This is a genomic window from Rhizobium sp. SL86 (assembly GCF_026672545.1).
In the GTDB taxonomy this organism is placed as follows: domain Bacteria; phylum Pseudomonadota; class Alphaproteobacteria; order Rhizobiales; family Rhizobiaceae; genus Neorhizobium.
Map to the genome: position 1 here is coordinate 1,796,661 of NZ_JAPPRJ010000001.1, position 14,701 is coordinate 1,811,361.

Here is a 14,701-nt window from a genome sequence, read left to right on the forward strand (position 1 = left end):
GCCGCAGGGTCCTGCATGCGTATTGTGCATGCCATCAGCCTGCCCTCGGTTTGCGCAGTATCCGTCGAGCGCTTGCCGGAAATCAATTGACAATTGCCGGACGTCCACCGTTAGTCACGCGAGTTTTGGATTTTCCGGTCATTCCTGATGATGTTCTCGCCGCCGCCCTTCAATCCGCTCATCGAACGCATTTCTCCGCCGCCGGTGCCCTCCGTGCAGGCCTGGGCGCGTGCTTATGATGGGGCAAAGGGACCGCTCATCGATCTGTCGCAGGCGGTACCGGGTTATCCGGCCCATCCGGCCATGCTGGAGATTTTGGGCAAGGCGGCCTCGTCCAAGGCCTATACGGGTTACGGGCCGATCGAGGGCGAGCGGGTACTGCGCGAAACCTATGCGGCGCATGTGTCGGAGGTGTATGGCGCAGAGCTTGTTGCCGAAAACATCCACATCACCTCCGGCTGCAACCAGGCCTTCATCTGCGCGGCGATGGCCGTGGCGGGTGCCGGCGATGCGGTGCTGATGACGGAGCCCTATTATTTCAACCACGAAACGACACTGGCCATGCTCGGCATCCGCACCCGCTTCGTGGAATGTGCGGCGGAAAATGGCTTCCTGCCGACCGTCGAGGCGATCGCGCAGGCGCTGCGGCCGGATGTGAAGGCGCTGGCGCTTGTCTCGCCGAACAACCCAACGGGCGCCGTTTATCCGCCGGACCTCTTGGCGGCGATTGCCGATCTCTGCCGCGCGAAGGGCATCTGGCTGATCCTCGATGAAACCTATCGCGATTTCCTGCCCATCGCAGGGTCTTCTCCGCATGGTCTGTTCCGTCTGGATGGCTGGGACGATTTCGTCGTCTCGCTCTACAGTTTTTCCAAGAGTTTCTGCATTCCCGGTCACCGGCTGGGGGCGATCACGGCCGGTCCCGCCTTTATTGCCCAGGTTGCGAAGATCATGGACAATCTGCAGATCTGCGCCCCGCGATCGGCCCAGGCCGCGGTTGCCGAGGCGCTGCCGATCCTCTCCGACTGGCGCGAAGAGAACCGTCAGGAGATTTTGCGGCGGGCTGATGCCCTGAAGCGGGTCATGGCGGCAGTACCGGACTGGCAGCTTGCGGCTGTCGGCGCCTATTTCGCCTTTGTGCGCCATCCGTTTACCGGAACCGCATCGGCAACCGTTGCGGAAGCGCTGGCAAGACAGGCCGGTGTTTCCTGCATACCGGGCGGTTATTTCGGCGCTGAGCAGGAAAGTTATCTGCGCTTTGCCTTTGCCAATGCGGATGTGGCGGGCATCGACCGCCTGGCGGAACGCCTCAACGGTTTTTCGCTCTGATCAGGCAAACACCCGGGCCAGCACGAAGATCGCGCTCTTGATGATGGCATAGATCACGCCTGCCACCAGGAACAACGATACGATGCCGATCGCAACGCCGATGCTGATCCAGACGCCGTCCCTTTCGAGAATGCCGAAGGCGATGATGCACAGCGCCAGCGCCGGCAGCATGTTGCCAAGCGGGATCGGCATGGCAAGCACGAGCGCCAGCACGAGACAGAAACAGCCGATCAGCCGTTCGGCCGCAGGCGTCGAGAGGGTCGTCAGCCGCGGTTTCAGCATGCGTTCCGCCCGGGCGATCCAGGGGCTTGCCTTGGCGACCATCACCGCAAAATCGCTGCGCAGCATGGAGCGGCCGGCAATCAGCTTCGGCAGCCACGGTGTCTGGCCGAGCGCCATCTGCGCGGCGAGAAACAGCAGCGGAATGCCGAGAATGGCCGAAGTCCCCGGCGGGGTCGGCAAGACATTCGGCATGGCAAAGATGAAGATCAGGGCGCCGAAGGCGCGGTCCTTCATCGCGGCCAGAAGATCCGCCACCTGAATGCGCTCGCGCGCATCGTCATGGGCGAGATCATGCAGGATCGCTGAAAAACTTTTCGGTTTTGCCCGTTCGTCATCAGGGGAGGGGGCATCATCCGCCGGTGTCGATGGTTCGGAAAGGAGTGCCATCGCTTACCCGGCAAACGGACAGAGTTCAGACTGGTCAATCATGATGTCGGTGATGCCATAAAAACATGGCCATTTCGTTACGGTGGATACAAAACGGCTCCCGAAACATGTTTCGGGAGCCGCAGCATCGGTGATCATGGGGGTCGGTCGCGAAGACCGGACGGCCCTCGCTCAACCTAGATCAGAACATGTCTTCTTCGAAGCCTACATCGGCACCGGCATCCTCGGCGCCGGTGTCTGCGGCACCCGGATCTTCGGCGGCCTGGGCTTCGTCACCCGAGAGCATGCCGGCAATCGCGTTGCCGAGCAGGACGCCGCCGGCAACACCCATCGCCGTCTGCGCCGCACCAGCGAGAAAGCCGCCGCCGCGGGCCGGCTGGCCGTAACCCTGGCCAAAACCCTGCGCCTGCTGCTGGCCCCAGGGATTGCGCGGGCCTGCCTGCGGCTGGGAGGGCTGGGCTGCCGGAGCGCCCGTTGCCATACCACCCACCATACCACCCGCCATGCCGCTCGACATGCCGCTCGACATGCCGCGCGGGGCGGGGCGTGCCGGCTGGGAATTGCTGCCGAACAGGCTGGAGAAGAAGCCGCCGCCGGAGGCCGGGCGGGAGGACAGCTGGTATTCCAGTTCCTCGATCCGCCGTTGTGCCTCGTTCAGCGCCTGCTCCTGCACAACGATCGTCTGCGCCATAAAATAGGGTGCACCCGGCTGGCTGGCGATGCGATCACGGATGAAGGCATCCGCTTCCGCATCGCGTGGGCCCGACTGGCTCTCCACGTGGGAGAGCTTGCCGAACAAACCCTCGATCGCCTGGCGGTCGTTGTAGTCCATGGATCATGTCCTCCTTTGGATGAGACTGGACTGGTTATTCTTCGCGCTGGCCAGTGAGGCTCAGCAGAAGCTGGAAGATGTTGACGAAGTTCAGGTAGAGCGACAGCGCACCGAAGACGGCGAGCTTCTGCTGGCTCTCCTGGTCAAAGTTCTCGGCATACTGTTCCTTGATGTTCTGCGTGTCCCAGGCGGTCAGGCCGATGAAGACGAAGATGCCGATGATCGAGATCGCAAACTGCAGGGCGCTGGAGCCCAGGAAGATGTTGACGACCGAAGCGATCACCACGCCGATCAGGCCCATCATCAGGAAGGAGCCGAACTTCGACAGGTCACGCTTGGTGACATAACCGTAGAGGCTGGTGGCGCCGAACATGGTGGCGGTGATGAAGAAGGTGCGGGCAATGCTGGCGCCGGTGAAGACCAGGAAAACCGAGGCAAGCGACAGGCCCATGACCGCGCAGAAGGCCCAGAAGGTCATCTGTGCCGTGGAGGCGGACATCGTCTGGATCTTGAACGAGAAGAAGAAGACGAAGGCGAGCGGGGCCAGCATCACCACCCACTTCAAGGGCGTCGAGAAGATCGGCACGTAGAGCGCCGGGGTCGATGCGACGAAGAAGGCGACGAGGCCGGTAATGACGAGGCCAAGACCCATGTAGTTGTAGATGCGCAGCATGTGCTGGCGCAGGCCTTCATCGAAGGCCGCCTGGGACTGGATCGCCGGATTGTATCCGAAGCGGGGGTTCATGATGTGCTCCTCTTGCAGGTGAACAGGGTTGTTGTCTTTGCGTGTCAGTAAAGGGTCTTGGCCAGTTGTTCGGCCTCGACCTTCAGGTTCACGGCATCCTCGGTGTCGGAGACAAGCGCATAGGCCACGTCGCCGATCTGCCAGTAGGAGGCCTGCACCTGTTCCTGCCTGACGAGCGAGACCGGCAGCACGGCAAAGCTGCCAGGACGCACCGCAAACAGGGACAGGCGGATATCGTTGTCGCGAACGATCGCCATCTCGACGCTCGGCCCGAAGGCGGAGGGGAAGACCTGCACGTCGCTGACCTGCCAGTCCTTCGGGATCCCCGGCATGACGATCGCCGTTGCGGAACGGATTTCCGCCGGATCGTAAGCGGAGGATTCCTGCTGCGACGGCATGGTCTGGCGAAGAACCGACGTGCCATGGGCGCGCAAGGCCTCTTCCACGAAGGCGGGCGGCGGCACGGAGGCTTCCACCTTGGAGACGGTGAATGGCCCCAACTGCTGGCTGAGCCCCCAGCCGACGGCGATCAGCGCAACCGTTGCGGCCAGCCTCTGAAACGAGCGAAAGATGCGCCCCCTGGACAGCGCCGACTGCAGGCGGCGGGCGGCTTCGCGTGTCTCGGGTCGGCCGTGGCGCTGGTGGCCTTCGGCGAGCGCCAGCCTCAGCTCTCCCTTGATCGCGAGATCGGCCATCACGCGGGCGGCGATATCCGGATTCTCGGAGAGGTAGGCTTCCACCTCGATGCGGCGGCCGGCATCCAGCTGGTCGTCCACATAGGCTTCCACATCCGCGGGCTGGATCGGATCAACGGGTGTCATCGCGTCCCCCTTCGATGATTTTCAGATGGCCGCTGCCAGCGGGAAGCCGGCGGCCGTTTTCTTCGAATTCGCGCAGCCGCGCCCGGGCACGCGACACGCGCGACATCAGCGTGCCGACCGGGATGGACAGCGCATCGGCGGCCTCCTGGTAGGAGAGGCCTTCGATCGCGACCAGATGCAGCGCATCGCGCTGCTCGTCCGGCAGGGCAAAAAAGGCCTCACGCAGCTGCTTCAGACGGATCGACTGATCCGGATCTGCGAGATGAACGGTGTCGCTGAGCTCTGCTGCGGCCTTGTTGCGGGCCTCGGAAGAGCGCCGGCTGCGCAACCGATCGATATGGGTGTTGTGAACGATGGACAGCAGCCAGTTGCGCAGGTTCGCGCCCGTACGGAAGGTGCCCTTGTGCTCATAGGCCTTGACGAGCGCATCATGCACCAGGTCTTCCGCATCGTCCGGGTTGCGGACGAGCGAACGGGCGTAACGCCGCAGCGCCGCCAGCTGGTTCAGAACATCAAAAGGATGCTTCTTGTCGCTCATGCCCCAATATACGGAGCAGAGGTTCACCTTATTCCGTGGCGCGCACGATTTTTTCAAAAAAAATTGGATCAGGCCGGCATCGGGCCGATGTAACGGGCGCGGGGGCGGATCAACCGCTCGTCATCCTTCTGCTCCAGGGCATGGGCGATCCAACCGACGGTGCGGGCGATGGCAAAGAGCGCGAGCGCCGATCCGCGCGGAAGACCGAGACTTCGCCTGAGCGCCACCAGCGCCACATCGCAGGTGGGGTGCTGGCCGGCCGTCTCTTCCATGACGGTGAGAAGATCGCCGCGCAGACGTTCCTGCGGCAGGTGCGGCAGGATGCCGTACGCGCGCGGATCGCCGTCCGGATAAAGCGGGTGATCGAAGCCCGGAATGCTGTCGCCGCGCCGAAGACGGGCCTCCACCACTTCTGCGGCATCGCCCACTTTCTCCAATTCGTCGAACAGGAGTTCAACGAGGCTTGTCATGCCGCCATGACGGGGACCGCTCAGCGCCGAAAGACCAGCATTCAGGCAGGCGCCAAGCGAGGCACCGGTGGAGGCGGCAACCCTGACGGCAAAGGCGGAGGCGTTCAGCTCGTGATCGGCCTGCAGCACCAGCGCGCGGCGGATAAGATCGGCGCCGTGTGCCTCGAGCGACCACTGTTTTGCCAGGAAGGCATGAAGGGGTGCCGTATCCGGTTGCACGCCAAGACAGGCGGCGGCCATGCTGCGGACAAGCGCTGCAGCGCCCGGCCAGAGGCGGCGGCTGTCGCGCCGCCAGGCGGTCATGCGCCCAGCAGCGACGAAAGGCAGCAGTGCCTGGCAGCGCTCCGTCAGGGGCAGGGATGTGGTGGCACCAAGCAGTGCCGCGTCCCAGGGGTCGGCTGCCGCCTTGCGGTCTTCAAAGGGGTTGGCCGGTCCGCAGTCCCACAACAGTCGCGCAACATCTTCCAGCGATGCCGTCTCGGCCAGCTGCAACGCATCCTGACCACGATAGATGAGCCTGCCTTGGTCGATCAGGGTGATCGCCGAGGTCATCACCGGCAGTCCCCAGTCGAGGGCGGTCGCGGCGGCTTCCTTCGGACGGCGACCGACGCTCTTGCGCTTCTTCAGTTGCTCGATGTCGTGGACACTGTAGAGCCTGCGGCGTGGATCGTCGCCGGCTCCCGTCGCCTGGATGAGGCCGCGGCTGACATAGGCATAAAGGGTCGCCCGGTTGATACCCAGCGCGGCGGCGGCCTCTTCCGCATCGAGGAACTTGTCGGTCTGGCTCATGATCATCTGACATTGATTGAATGAATCAAGATTGACCATATATATGCATCGCAACATTCTCAAGCTTTCAGGATGTCTTGAGGAGATGTGCCATGACGAAAACCGCAACCGCGGCCGTGCTGACTGCAGCGCACAGTGCGCCGGGTCTGGATGATGTGATTGCCGCCGAAACCCGGCTCAGCCATGTGGATGGGCAGGCGGGGGAGCTTGTGATTGCCGGCCATCGGCTCGCGGATCTCGCTGCGTCAACCTTCGAGGAGGTGCTCGCGCTACTGTGGCGGGATCTTCTGCCCATGCCGATGGAGGCGCCGGAAATCCGCACCGCGCTCGGCAAGGCGCGCGAAAAGGCCTTTGCCCTGATGCAGCCGCTATTGCCGGGGCTGCGGGCCTTAAGTCCCGTTGAGGCTCTGCGGCTGCTTCTCGCAGCACTACCGGATGAGGCCCGCGCGCCGCATGCCGTGCTCGCCGTGGCTGCCGTTCCGGTCTTCACCGCGGCGATCATCCGCCAGGCCAAGGGGCTAGCGCCGGTGCCGCCCGATGCAACCCGTGGCCATTCGGAGGATTTTCTCTGCATGCTGCGCAACGAAACGCCGACGGCCGACAAGGTGCGCGCACTCGATACCTATCTGGTGACGGTCTCCGACCATGGCCTCAACGCCTCCACCTTCGCCGCCCGGGTGATCGCCTCCACCAAGGCGGGCATGTTTTCGTCCGTCGTTGGTGGTCTGTGTGCCTTGAAGGGGCCGCTGCATGGCGGCGCGCCGGGCCCCGTACTCGATATGCTGGACGCGATCGGCAGCGAGAGAAACATCACCGGCTGGCTTGAGGACGCACTGGCGCGCGGCGCGCGGCTGATGGGGTTCGGCCATCGCATCTATCGGGTACGCGATCCCCGCGCCGATGTGCTGAAGGCGGCGGTGGCGGCCCTTCAGGATGGGGCTGGCCGCATTGCCTTTGCCGGCAAGGTCGAGGCTGCCGCGCTCGCGCTGCTCAAGGAAAAGAAACCGCTGCGGCCGCTGCAGACCAATGTGGAATTCTACACCGCGCTGGTGCTGGAAGCGGTCGGCTTTCCGCGCGACAGTTTCACCAATGTCTTTGCCGCCGGCCGCATGGCGGGCTGGACGGCGCATGTGCTGGAACAGGAGCAGACAGGCCGGCTCATTCGTCCGCAGTCCCGCTATGTCGGACCAATGCCGGACTGAGAGTGTGACACAACGTCGTGCGGGCGCTTCGGCGCCCGTGCGGTCTGTCGAAAATTTAGAAGAGCGTTGACGCGGACTGGCGTCCTCAGTTTTCACGTTATGAAGCGATTTTGGAAAACTGGAGCGGGCGAAGGGATTCGAACCCTCGACCCCAACCTTGGCAAGGTTGTGCTCTACCCCTGAGCTACACCCGCTCATCAATCCATCGGTTCGGGGTAGTGAGCTGAACCGTGGGTCGCTGCGTTGCGGCGACGGGGGCTATATGGCCTAACTCATTTTTGAATGCAACAGGGAAATGACACGAAAATCAAAATTCGCGGATTTTTCCCGTAGTGCATTGTTTTTGCTTATTAAAATTTGGAACCCATCAATCGGCGCCGCGTCCGGTCGTCTTTGTGCGGGTATTTCAGGCCGTGTGTCTGCGCCACGGCGTGCCGTTCTGCGGCTTGTGGTTCAGGCTTTGCCGTCCCTATAATCGCCGCCTTGCCAAACCTCGCCGACCACCATGCCAGATGGGCATGCCAGCTGTGAAAGTGCCAGACGCCATCATGACCGATACCCTTTCGACCCCTCTTTCGGCACCGGCCGTGTCTCAACCGAAAACCGCCGTGCAGCTGTTCCGGTTTCTGGACGAGCTTGGGGTCTCGCACACGACGAAAAACCACCCGCCGGTCTTCACCGTCTCGGAATCGGAAAGCCTGCGGGACGAAATCCCCGGCGGTCACACGAAGAACCTCTTCGTCAAGGACAAGAAGGACCAGTTCTTCGTGCTGACGGTGGAAGAGCGCGCGGTGGTGGACCTGAAGACGGTGCACAAGCTGATCGGCGCCTCCAGCCGCGTTTCCTTCGGCAGCCCCGAGAAGATGATGGAATATCTGGGTGTTGTTCCGGGCTCGGTCACGGTCTTCGGTGCGATCAACGATACGGGTGGCAAGGTCACCTTCGTGCTCGATGAAGAACTGATGCGCCACGAGATCATCAACGGCCATCCGCTGACGAACGACGCCACCACATCCATCGGTCGGGACGATCTCCTTCGTTTTCTGAAGGCGACGGGCCATGATCCGCTTGTCTTGAAAGTCACGGACTGACATACGATCTTTGCGCTGAACGAGAATGACGAGAAGCAGTCCCGGGAGACATCCATGAGCGGTACGAACAATCCCTATGGCGGCGGTTACGGCGGCCAGATGAGCGGAACGATGAGCTATGGTGCCGGTTCCGCGGCTTCGGCTCCCGCAGCCGGGCTGATCAAGGATACGACCACGGCCGCTTTTACCAAGGATGTGCTGGAGGAATCGCGCCGCCAGCCGGTTCTCGTCGATTTTTGGGCGCCTTGGTGCGGGCCCTGCAAACAGCTGGCACCGGCGCTGGAAAAGGTCGTCAATGAGGGCCAGGGTCGCGTCAAGCTCGTCAAGCTCAACATTGATGACCATCCGGCGATCCCCGGCCAGCTCGGCATCCAGTCCATTCCGGCGGTGATCGCCTTCGTCAATGGCCGTCCGGTGGACGGTTTCATGGGTGCTGTGCCGGAAAGCCAGATCCGCCAGTTCATCGACAAGATCGCGGGTCCCGCCGGCGCCGACCAGGCGGCCGAAATCGAGGCGGCGATCGATGAGGCGCAGGGCCTTCTTGCCGCCGGTGACACCGATGGCGCGGCACAGCTGTTTGCGGCGATCCTGCAGGCGGATCCGGAAAACGCCAAGGCCGCGGCCGGCATGATGGATTGCCTGATTGCGCTCGGCGAGACGGCACGGGCCAAGCAGATGCTGGACTCGCTGCCGGAGGAGATTGCCAGCCAGGCGCCGATCCAGGCGATCGCGCTGAAGCTGCAGCAGATCGAAGAGGCGCGTAAGTTCGGCGATCCCGTCGCCCTGGAACACGAACTGGCCCTCAATCCCGATCATCACGAAGCGCGGATGAAACTTGCGAAGATCCTGAATGTTCAGGGCAAGCGCGACGAAGCCGCCGAACATCTTCTGCTGGTCATGAAGAAGGACCGTACCTTCGACGACGATGGCGCGCGGCGTCAGCTGCTGGAGTTCTTCGAGACCTGGGGTCCCAAGGATCCGGCAACGATCTCGGCGCGGCGCCGGTTGTCGTCCATCCTGTTTTCGTGACCCTGTTCCGGTGATTGCGGGGCGGGCTGATCGACCGCCTTGTGAACCGTTTGCAATACACCACATAAGAGGCAGGCTGCCGAGGGCGGCGCTGCTGGTGGAGAGAGATCATGCAAGTCGGCAATGCACGTTATCTGAAGCGTGAAGACCTGCCCGAAAGCATTCCTGTGTTTCCGCTGTCCGGCGCCCTGCTGCTGCCGGGTGGCCAGTTGCCTCTTAACATCTTCGAACCGCGTTACCTCGCGATGTTCGATGCCGCGCTCGCCGGTTCCCGGCTGATCGGCATGGTTCAGCCGGCCTTGAACGAGACGGGCGACAATGCACGCCCGCAGCTGAGCGCCGTCGGCTGCATCGGCCGCATCACCTCCTTTGCGGAAACCGGCGATGGCCGCTACATCACGTCGCTCACCGGTGTCTGCCGGTTCCGGGTGATGGAAGAGGTCGGCGAGGGGCATCCCTATCGCACCGTCCGTTTTATGCCGTTTCTGACGGATCTCTCCGGCGACGAAGACGAAGGATCGGTCGACCGCCACGAACTCCTGCGCGTTTTCCGCGCCTATCTCGATGCAAACAAGCTGGAGGCAGACTGGGAGGCGGTGGAGAGGGCCGGAAACCGCACGCTCGTTAATTCTCTTTCGATGATGTCGCCTTTCGGGCCGGCGGAAAAGCAGGCGCTTCTCGAAGCCCCGGATTTAAAGACCCGCTCGGAAACGCTGATTGCCATCACCGAAATCGTGCTGGCGCGCGGTTTTGGCGATTCGGACACCATTCTTCAGTAAGGCCCGTGATGGACGAGAAGCTTGCCAAGGTCGATCCGAAGCTTTTGGAACTGCTGGTCTGCCCGATCGGCAAGGGACGGCTCGTGTTCAGCCGGCAGACAAACGAGCTGATCTCGGAAAGCGCGCGGCTCGCTTATCCGATCCGCGACGGCATCCCGATCATGCTCGAATCGGAGGCCCGCCGGATCGAGGACTGATCTCTCCGGCGTTCCCTCGTCTTCCTCAGATCGATTGGCCCTGCAGCAGGCGCGGTGCGTCCTTCGCCTTTGTGCCGGCCGCTTCGCCAATGAAATAGGACTTGAGCTTTGGCAGGCGCTCCACGACGCCGAGGCCGAAATCGCGGGCGATGCGGATCGGCGTGATGTCGTTGGAAAACAGCCGGTTCAGCACGTCCGTCGTCACGCCCATGCGGAAAGTATCGAAGCGGCGCCAGGCCTGGTAACGTTCCAGGATGTTGAGTGCGCCGATATCGAGGCCGAGCCGATCGGCCTCCACGACGGTTTCGGCCAGCGCCGCAACATCCTTGAAACCGAGATTGAGCCCCTGGCCGGAGATCGGATGTACGCCGTGCGCCGCATCGCCGGCCAGCGCCAGTCGCGGTGCCACGAAGGCGCGCGACAGGGTGAGGCCGAGCGGGAACGCCTTGCGATAACCGACGACGGTCAGGGCACCCAGCTTGTGGCCGAAACGGCGCTGCAGTTCCTCTTCGAAGATCAGGTCATCGGAGGCAACCAGCCGGTTGGCGTCCTCGGTGCGCTCGGTCCAGACCAGCGAAGAACGGTTGCCCTTCAGCGGCAGGATCGCAAACGGACCGGACGGCAGGAAATGTTCCTCTGCACAGCCTTCATGCGACCGTTCGTGTTCGACCGTGGTGACAATGCCGGACTGGCCGTAATCCCAGCGCACGGTCTTGATGCCGGCCATGTCGCGCAATTTCGATCGAACGCCGTCACAGGCGACGACGAGGCGGCTTTCAAGCGCTTCGCCGTTGGAGAGCGTCAGCGTTGCGCCGGTGGAGCCGGCGGCAAAGCCGGTGGCGGAGACGCCGTGGCGGATCCGGATGCCGAGACGCTCACAGGCACCGCGCAGTGCCCGCACCATCGAGACGTTCGGCACCATGTGGGCGAAGGGGCGGCCTTCTTCCACCTCTCCGTCGAAGGTCAGGAAGACGGGACGGACCGGGTCGGAGGTGCGCGAATCGGTCACGATCATGCGGTTGATCGGCTGCGAGTCCTCAAGGATCTGGTCCCACAGGCCCATCACCTCCAGCATGCGGGTTGCGGCCGCGATGATCGCCGAGGCGCGTTCATCCTTTTCCCAGACGTGCTCGGGTGCCGCCTCGATCACCTCGATCGACAGGTGCGGTGCCGCCTGCTTGGTCGCCACGGCCACGGACAGGCCGACATAGCCGCCGCCCACGATCACCATATCCAGCATTGCTCGTCTCCCGCTATTCTTGAAATCTGCTGCACTTGAGAATGGTCCTTGGGACATATAGAGCATCGGTGAGACGCTTCCTACCGCCGGAGTTTGTTAAAAATGCCGCAGGCCGACCGACTGTTCTCGCCCATGGAGCAATTGATCGAGACGCTCGATCTTGAGCGACTTGAGGAAAACCTCTTTCGAGGCGTCAGCCCGCAGGTCGGCTGGCAGCGGGTGTTCGGCGGGCAGGTGATCGCCCAGGCGCTGATGGCGGCGCAACGGACGGCAACCGACGATCGCTTCGTGCATTCGCTGCATGCCTATTTCCTGTTGCCGGGCGACCCGAAGGTGCCGATCATCTATCAGGTGGAGCGGTTGCGGGATGGATCGAGCTTCACCACCCGCCGGGTAACGGCGATCCAGCATGGCAAGGCGATCTTCGCCATGTCCGTCTCGTTCCAGATCGAGGAGCCGGGTTACGATCACCAGACGACGATCCCTCAGATCAAGCAGCCCGAGGAACTGATGTCGGAACAGCAGTTCCAGGAGATGTTCCTTGCCCATGCGCCGGAGATGGTGAAGCGTTACTGGGGGCAGAAACGTCCGGTCGAGATCCGGCCGGTCAATCTCGTGCATTATGTCTCCGAGGAGAAACTGAAGCCGGAGCAACAGATCTGGGTGCGGACCACCGGGGTCGTGCCCGATGACAGGCATTACCAGGCGGCGGTGCTTGCCTATCTGTCCGACATGACGTTGCTCGACACCTCGCTTTACCCACACGGAACGACGATCTTTGATCCCGCTGTTCAAGCGGCCAGCATCGACCATGCAATGTGGTTCCACCGTCCCTGTGCCCTTGATGACTGGCTGCTTTATGCGCAGGACAGTCCGAGCGCATCCGGCGCGCGCGGCATGACCCGCGGCGCGCTTTATACCCGCTCCGGCGCACTGGTGGCATCGGTCGCTCAGGAGGGATTGATTCGCAAACGTGCAGATGCTTGAGATTTGAGCAAAATTGAAAAATTGCACATAAAATGGGCGCTTAAATGGCGCCCATTTGCATTTCTGTTAGTAACATTGTTAATAGCGTTTATTTTTCAATAACTTATTTTGTGGCGAGAATCTGGCACGGCCCTTGAATGTACGAGGTTAGTCGCTGCTCACCGATCTGCCAGCGGCCAGGAGAGTCGGCCCCCGCGCCGAGACAACAAAGGATGGGAAACCACATGAAAATCGTGATGGCCATTATCAAGCCATTCAAGCTCGATGAGGTGCGTGAAGCCCTCACGGCTGTCGGCATCCAGGGCCTGACCGTGACCGAAGTAAAGGGTTACGGGCGCCAGAAGGGACATACCGAAATCTATCGTGGCACGGAATATGCTGTCAGCTTCCTGCCCAAGCTGAAGATCGAGATCGCGGTTGGCTCCGACATGGTGGAGAAGGCCGTTGATGCCATCGCCTCTGCTGCCAAGACGGGCCAGATCGGCGACGGCAAGATCTTCGTTTATTCGATCGAGCAGGCCGTGCGCATCCGTACCGGCGAAACCAATACCGAAGCGCTCTAAGCACGGCTGATCAGGGGAGTTTTCCGCAATGTCGTTTTCCAAGTTCTCGTCCATGATCGGACGCCTGGGTGCTGCCTCGGCAGCCGTGATGGCTCCGGCCATCGCTTTTGCCCAGGATGCCGCCCCCGCTGCGGCTGCCGCGCCTGTGCCGGACAAGGGCGATACCGCCTTCATGTTCCTGTCCACCATCCTCGTCCTGTTCATGCTCATCCCGGGTCTTGCCCTGTTCTACGGCGGTCTGGTCCGCGCCAAGAACATGCTGTCGGTTCTGATGCAGTGCACGATCATCGGCGCCAGCATCATGCTGGTCTGGGTCATCTACGGTTATTCCTTCGCCTTCGGCGGTTCGGAAAATGCCTTCTTCGGCGGCACCGCCAAGATGTTCCTCGCTGGCGTTACGAAGGACAGCACGGCTGCCACCTTCAGCGCGGGCGTTGTCATTCCGGAATACATCTTCATGCTGTTCCAGATGACCTTTGCCGCCATCACGCCGGCCCTCATCGTCGGTGCCTTCGCAGAACGCATCAAGTTCTCCGCCGCCGTGCTCTTCTGCCTGCTGTGGGTGACCTTCGTTTATTTCCCGATCGCCCACATGGTCTGGGACGCAAACGGTCTCCTCTTCGGCTGGGGCGCGCTTGACTTCGCCGGTGGTACCGTCGTCCACATCAATGCCGGTGTTGCCGGCCTGATCGGCGCCTACATGGTCGGCAAGCGTACCGGCTACGGCAAGGACATGATGGCTCCGCACTCCATGACGCTGACGCTCGTTGGTGCTGCCATGCTGTGGGTTGGCTGGTTCGGTTTCAACGCCGGTTCCAACCTGGAAGCCTCCGGTGGTGCGATGCTCGCAACCGTCAACACCTTCATCGCCACGGCCGCTGCCGTTGTATCCTGGTCGATCGTCGAAACCTTCACGCGCGGCAAGGCCTCCATGCTGGGCGCAGCGTCGGGCATGATCGCCGGTCTCGTCGCCATCACGCCAGCTGCCGGTATTGCCGGTCCGATGGGCGCAATCGTCATGGGCCTGCTCGTTTCGCCGCTCTGCTACTTCTTCGTCTCCGTGGTGAAGAACAAGTTCGGCTACGACGACACGGCTGACGTCTTCGGCGTTCACGGTGTTGGTGGCCTGTTCGGCGCCATCGCCACCGGCGTCTTCGCCTCCGCCTCGCTCGGCGGCATCGGTTATGCCGAAGGCGTCACGATGGGCGGCCAGGTGATGACGCAGATCTACGCTGTGATCGTGACCCTGCTGTGGTGCGGTATCGGCTCCTTCATCCTGTACAAGGTTGTCGACATCATCGTCGGCTTGCGTGTACCGGTTGAAGCCGAGCGCGAAGGTCTCGACCTCGCCTCGCACGGCGAAGCTGCCTACCACTCCTGATCTGGACCAAAACCGGCAGTGCAGGCTGCCGGCCCCGAT

Annotated in this window: 16 protein-coding genes and 1 tRNA gene; 9 read left to right on the plus strand and 8 right to left on the minus strand. The window is 62.4% G+C overall.

Annotation, left to right across the window (positions count from 1 at the left end; all coding sequences use genetic code 11):
* The first annotated feature begins 150 nt into the window (after window positions 1-150).
* On the plus strand, window positions 151-1,329 hold the full coding sequence (locus OU993_RS08875; RefSeq protein ID WP_268157611.1) for an aminotransferase: 1,179 nt from the start codon (window positions 151-153) through the stop codon (window positions 1,327-1,329).
* On the opposite strand, the gene OU993_RS08880 is transcribed toward OU993_RS08875, so the two are convergent.
* From OU993_RS08880 to OU993_RS08905, 6 genes are all read right to left on the minus strand, one after another.
* On the minus strand, window positions 1,330-1,998 hold the full coding sequence (locus tag OU993_RS08880) for an exopolysaccharide biosynthesis protein (protein ID WP_268156283.1): 669 nt from the start codon (window positions 1,996-1,998) through the stop codon (window positions 1,330-1,332).
* Window positions 1,999-2,179: 181 nt separating this feature from the next.
* Window positions 2,180-2,830 carry a DUF2076 domain-containing protein gene (locus OU993_RS08885; protein WP_268156285.1) on the minus strand — a complete coding sequence of 217 codons (651 nt, stop codon included), beginning with the start codon at window positions 2,828-2,830 and terminating at the stop codon, window positions 2,180-2,182.
* 34 nt (window positions 2,831-2,864) lie between these two features.
* Entirely contained in the window at window positions 2,865-3,575 is a 711-nt protein-coding gene (locus OU993_RS08890; RefSeq protein ID WP_268156287.1) for a Bax inhibitor-1/YccA family protein, read from the minus strand.
* Window positions 3,576-3,619: 44 nt separating this feature from the next.
* A complete protein-coding gene (locus tag OU993_RS08895; protein ID WP_268156289.1) occupies window positions 3,620-4,396 on the minus strand; it encodes an anti-sigma factor family protein in 777 nt (258 codons plus the stop codon).
* Window positions 4,383-4,934 carry a sigma-70 family RNA polymerase sigma factor gene (locus OU993_RS08900; protein WP_268156291.1) on the minus strand — a complete coding sequence of 184 codons (552 nt, stop codon included), beginning with the start codon at window positions 4,932-4,934 and terminating at the stop codon, window positions 4,383-4,385. The genes OU993_RS08895 and OU993_RS08900 overlap by 14 nt, the downstream gene beginning before the upstream one ends.
* A gap of 68 nt (window positions 4,935-5,002) precedes the next feature.
* Complete coding sequence (locus OU993_RS08905) at window positions 5,003-6,193, minus strand: citrate synthase family protein (RefSeq protein WP_268156293.1); 1,191 nt, start codon at window positions 6,191-6,193, stop codon at window positions 5,003-5,005.
* A gap of 92 nt (window positions 6,194-6,285) precedes the next feature.
* Here OU993_RS08905 and OU993_RS08910 point away from each other — a divergent pair, with 92 nt between their 5' ends.
* A complete protein-coding gene (locus tag OU993_RS08910) occupies window positions 6,286-7,395 on the plus strand; it encodes a citrate synthase/methylcitrate synthase (RefSeq protein ID WP_268156294.1) in 1,110 nt (369 codons plus the stop codon).
* 119 nt (window positions 7,396-7,514) lie between these two features.
* Here the strand turns inward: OU993_RS08910 and OU993_RS08915 are convergent.
* Window positions 7,515-7,589, minus strand: a tRNA-Gly gene (locus OU993_RS08915).
* 354 nt (window positions 7,590-7,943) lie between these two features.
* On the opposite strand from OU993_RS08915, the gene OU993_RS08920 reads away from it, so the two are divergent.
* The 4 genes from OU993_RS08920 to OU993_RS08935 all read left to right on the plus strand — a co-directional run bounded on the left by OU993_RS08920 (window position 7,944) and on the right by OU993_RS08935 (window position 10,491).
* The gene (locus tag OU993_RS08920) at window positions 7,944-8,486 is read left to right on the plus strand and encodes a prolyl-tRNA synthetase associated domain-containing protein (protein ID WP_268156296.1); all 543 of its coding nucleotides are present in this window, start codon (window positions 7,944-7,946) and stop codon (window positions 8,484-8,486) included.
* A gap of 54 nt (window positions 8,487-8,540) precedes the next feature.
* Window positions 8,541-9,515, plus strand: coding sequence for a thioredoxin (trxA, locus tag OU993_RS08925; RefSeq protein ID WP_268156298.1), 975 nt, complete (start codon window positions 8,541-8,543; stop codon window positions 9,513-9,515).
* A gap of 110 nt (window positions 9,516-9,625) precedes the next feature.
* Window positions 9,626-10,294 carry an LON peptidase substrate-binding domain-containing protein gene (locus OU993_RS08930; RefSeq protein WP_268156300.1) on the plus strand — a complete coding sequence of 223 codons (669 nt, stop codon included), beginning with the start codon at window positions 9,626-9,628 and terminating at the stop codon, window positions 10,292-10,294.
* Window positions 10,295-10,302: 8 nt separating this feature from the next.
* Window positions 10,303-10,491, plus strand: coding sequence for a Trm112 family protein (locus OU993_RS08935; RefSeq protein WP_268156301.1), 189 nt, complete (start codon window positions 10,303-10,305; stop codon window positions 10,489-10,491).
* Window positions 10,492-10,516: 25 nt separating this feature from the next.
* On the opposite strand, the gene OU993_RS08940 is transcribed toward OU993_RS08935, so the two are convergent.
* Window positions 10,517-11,731 (minus strand): ubiquinone biosynthesis hydroxylase, encoded by a 1,215-nt coding sequence (locus tag OU993_RS08940; RefSeq protein WP_442792892.1) that lies wholly within the window; start codon window positions 11,729-11,731, stop codon window positions 10,517-10,519.
* Window positions 11,732-11,833: 102 nt separating this feature from the next.
* On the opposite strand from OU993_RS08940, the gene tesB reads away from it, so the two are divergent.
* From tesB to OU993_RS08955, 3 genes are all read left to right on the plus strand, one after another.
* The gene (gene tesB, locus OU993_RS08945) at window positions 11,834-12,718 is read left to right on the plus strand and encodes an acyl-CoA thioesterase II (protein WP_268156302.1); all 885 of its coding nucleotides are present in this window, start codon (window positions 11,834-11,836) and stop codon (window positions 12,716-12,718) included.
* Window positions 12,719-12,930: 212 nt separating this feature from the next.
* Entirely contained in the window at window positions 12,931-13,281 is a 351-nt protein-coding gene (locus OU993_RS08950) for a P-II family nitrogen regulator (RefSeq protein WP_326493829.1), read from the plus strand.
* A gap of 28 nt (window positions 13,282-13,309) precedes the next feature.
* Complete coding sequence (locus tag OU993_RS08955; RefSeq protein ID WP_268156305.1) at window positions 13,310-14,662, plus strand: ammonium transporter; 1,353 nt, start codon at window positions 13,310-13,312, stop codon at window positions 14,660-14,662.
* Window positions 14,663-14,701 lie beyond the last annotated feature (39 nt).

Bases quoted from the DNA above. Each gene is read 5' to 3' on its own strand.
- OU993_RS08875 (WP_268157611.1), top strand. From the start codon at position 151: ATGTTCTCGCCGCCGCCCTTCAATCCGCTCATCGAACGCATTTCTCCG.
- OU993_RS08880 (WP_268156283.1), bottom strand. From the start codon at position 1,998: ATGGCACTCCTTTCCGAACCATCGACACCGGCGGATGATGCCCCCTCC.
- OU993_RS08910 (WP_268156294.1), top strand. From the start codon at position 6,286: ATGACGAAAACCGCAACCGCGGCCGTGCTGACTGCAGCGCACAGTGCG.
- OU993_RS08940 (WP_442792892.1), bottom strand. From the start codon at position 11,731: ATGCTGGATATGGTGATCGTGGGCGGCGGCTATGTCGGCCTGTCCGTG.
- OU993_RS08955 (WP_268156305.1), top strand. From the start codon at position 13,310: ATGTCGTTTTCCAAGTTCTCGTCCATGATCGGACGCCTGGGTGCTGCC.
- OU993_RS08885 (WP_268156285.1), bottom strand. From the start codon at position 2,830: ATGGACTACAACGACCGCCAGGCGATCGAGGGTTTGTTCGGCAAGCTC.
- trxA (WP_268156298.1), top strand. From the start codon at position 8,541: ATGAGCGGTACGAACAATCCCTATGGCGGCGGTTACGGCGGCCAGATG.
- OU993_RS08930 (WP_268156300.1), top strand. From the start codon at position 9,626: ATGCAAGTCGGCAATGCACGTTATCTGAAGCGTGAAGACCTGCCCGAA.
- OU993_RS08890 (WP_268156287.1), bottom strand. From the start codon at position 3,575: ATGAACCCCCGCTTCGGATACAATCCGGCGATCCAGTCCCAGGCGGCC.
- OU993_RS08935 (WP_268156301.1), top strand. From the start codon at position 10,303: ATGGACGAGAAGCTTGCCAAGGTCGATCCGAAGCTTTTGGAACTGCTG.
- tesB (WP_268156302.1), top strand. From the start codon at position 11,834: ATGCCGCAGGCCGACCGACTGTTCTCGCCCATGGAGCAATTGATCGAG.
- OU993_RS08895 (WP_268156289.1), bottom strand. From the start codon at position 4,396: ATGACACCCGTTGATCCGATCCAGCCCGCGGATGTGGAAGCCTATGTG.
- OU993_RS08920 (WP_268156296.1), top strand. From the start codon at position 7,944: ATGACCGATACCCTTTCGACCCCTCTTTCGGCACCGGCCGTGTCTCAA.
- OU993_RS08905 (WP_268156293.1), bottom strand. From the start codon at position 6,193: ATGAGCCAGACCGACAAGTTCCTCGATGCGGAAGAGGCCGCCGCCGCG.
- OU993_RS08950 (WP_326493829.1), top strand. From the start codon at position 12,931: ATGGGAAACCACATGAAAATCGTGATGGCCATTATCAAGCCATTCAAG.
- OU993_RS08900 (WP_268156291.1), bottom strand. From the start codon at position 4,934: ATGAGCGACAAGAAGCATCCTTTTGATGTTCTGAACCAGCTGGCGGCG.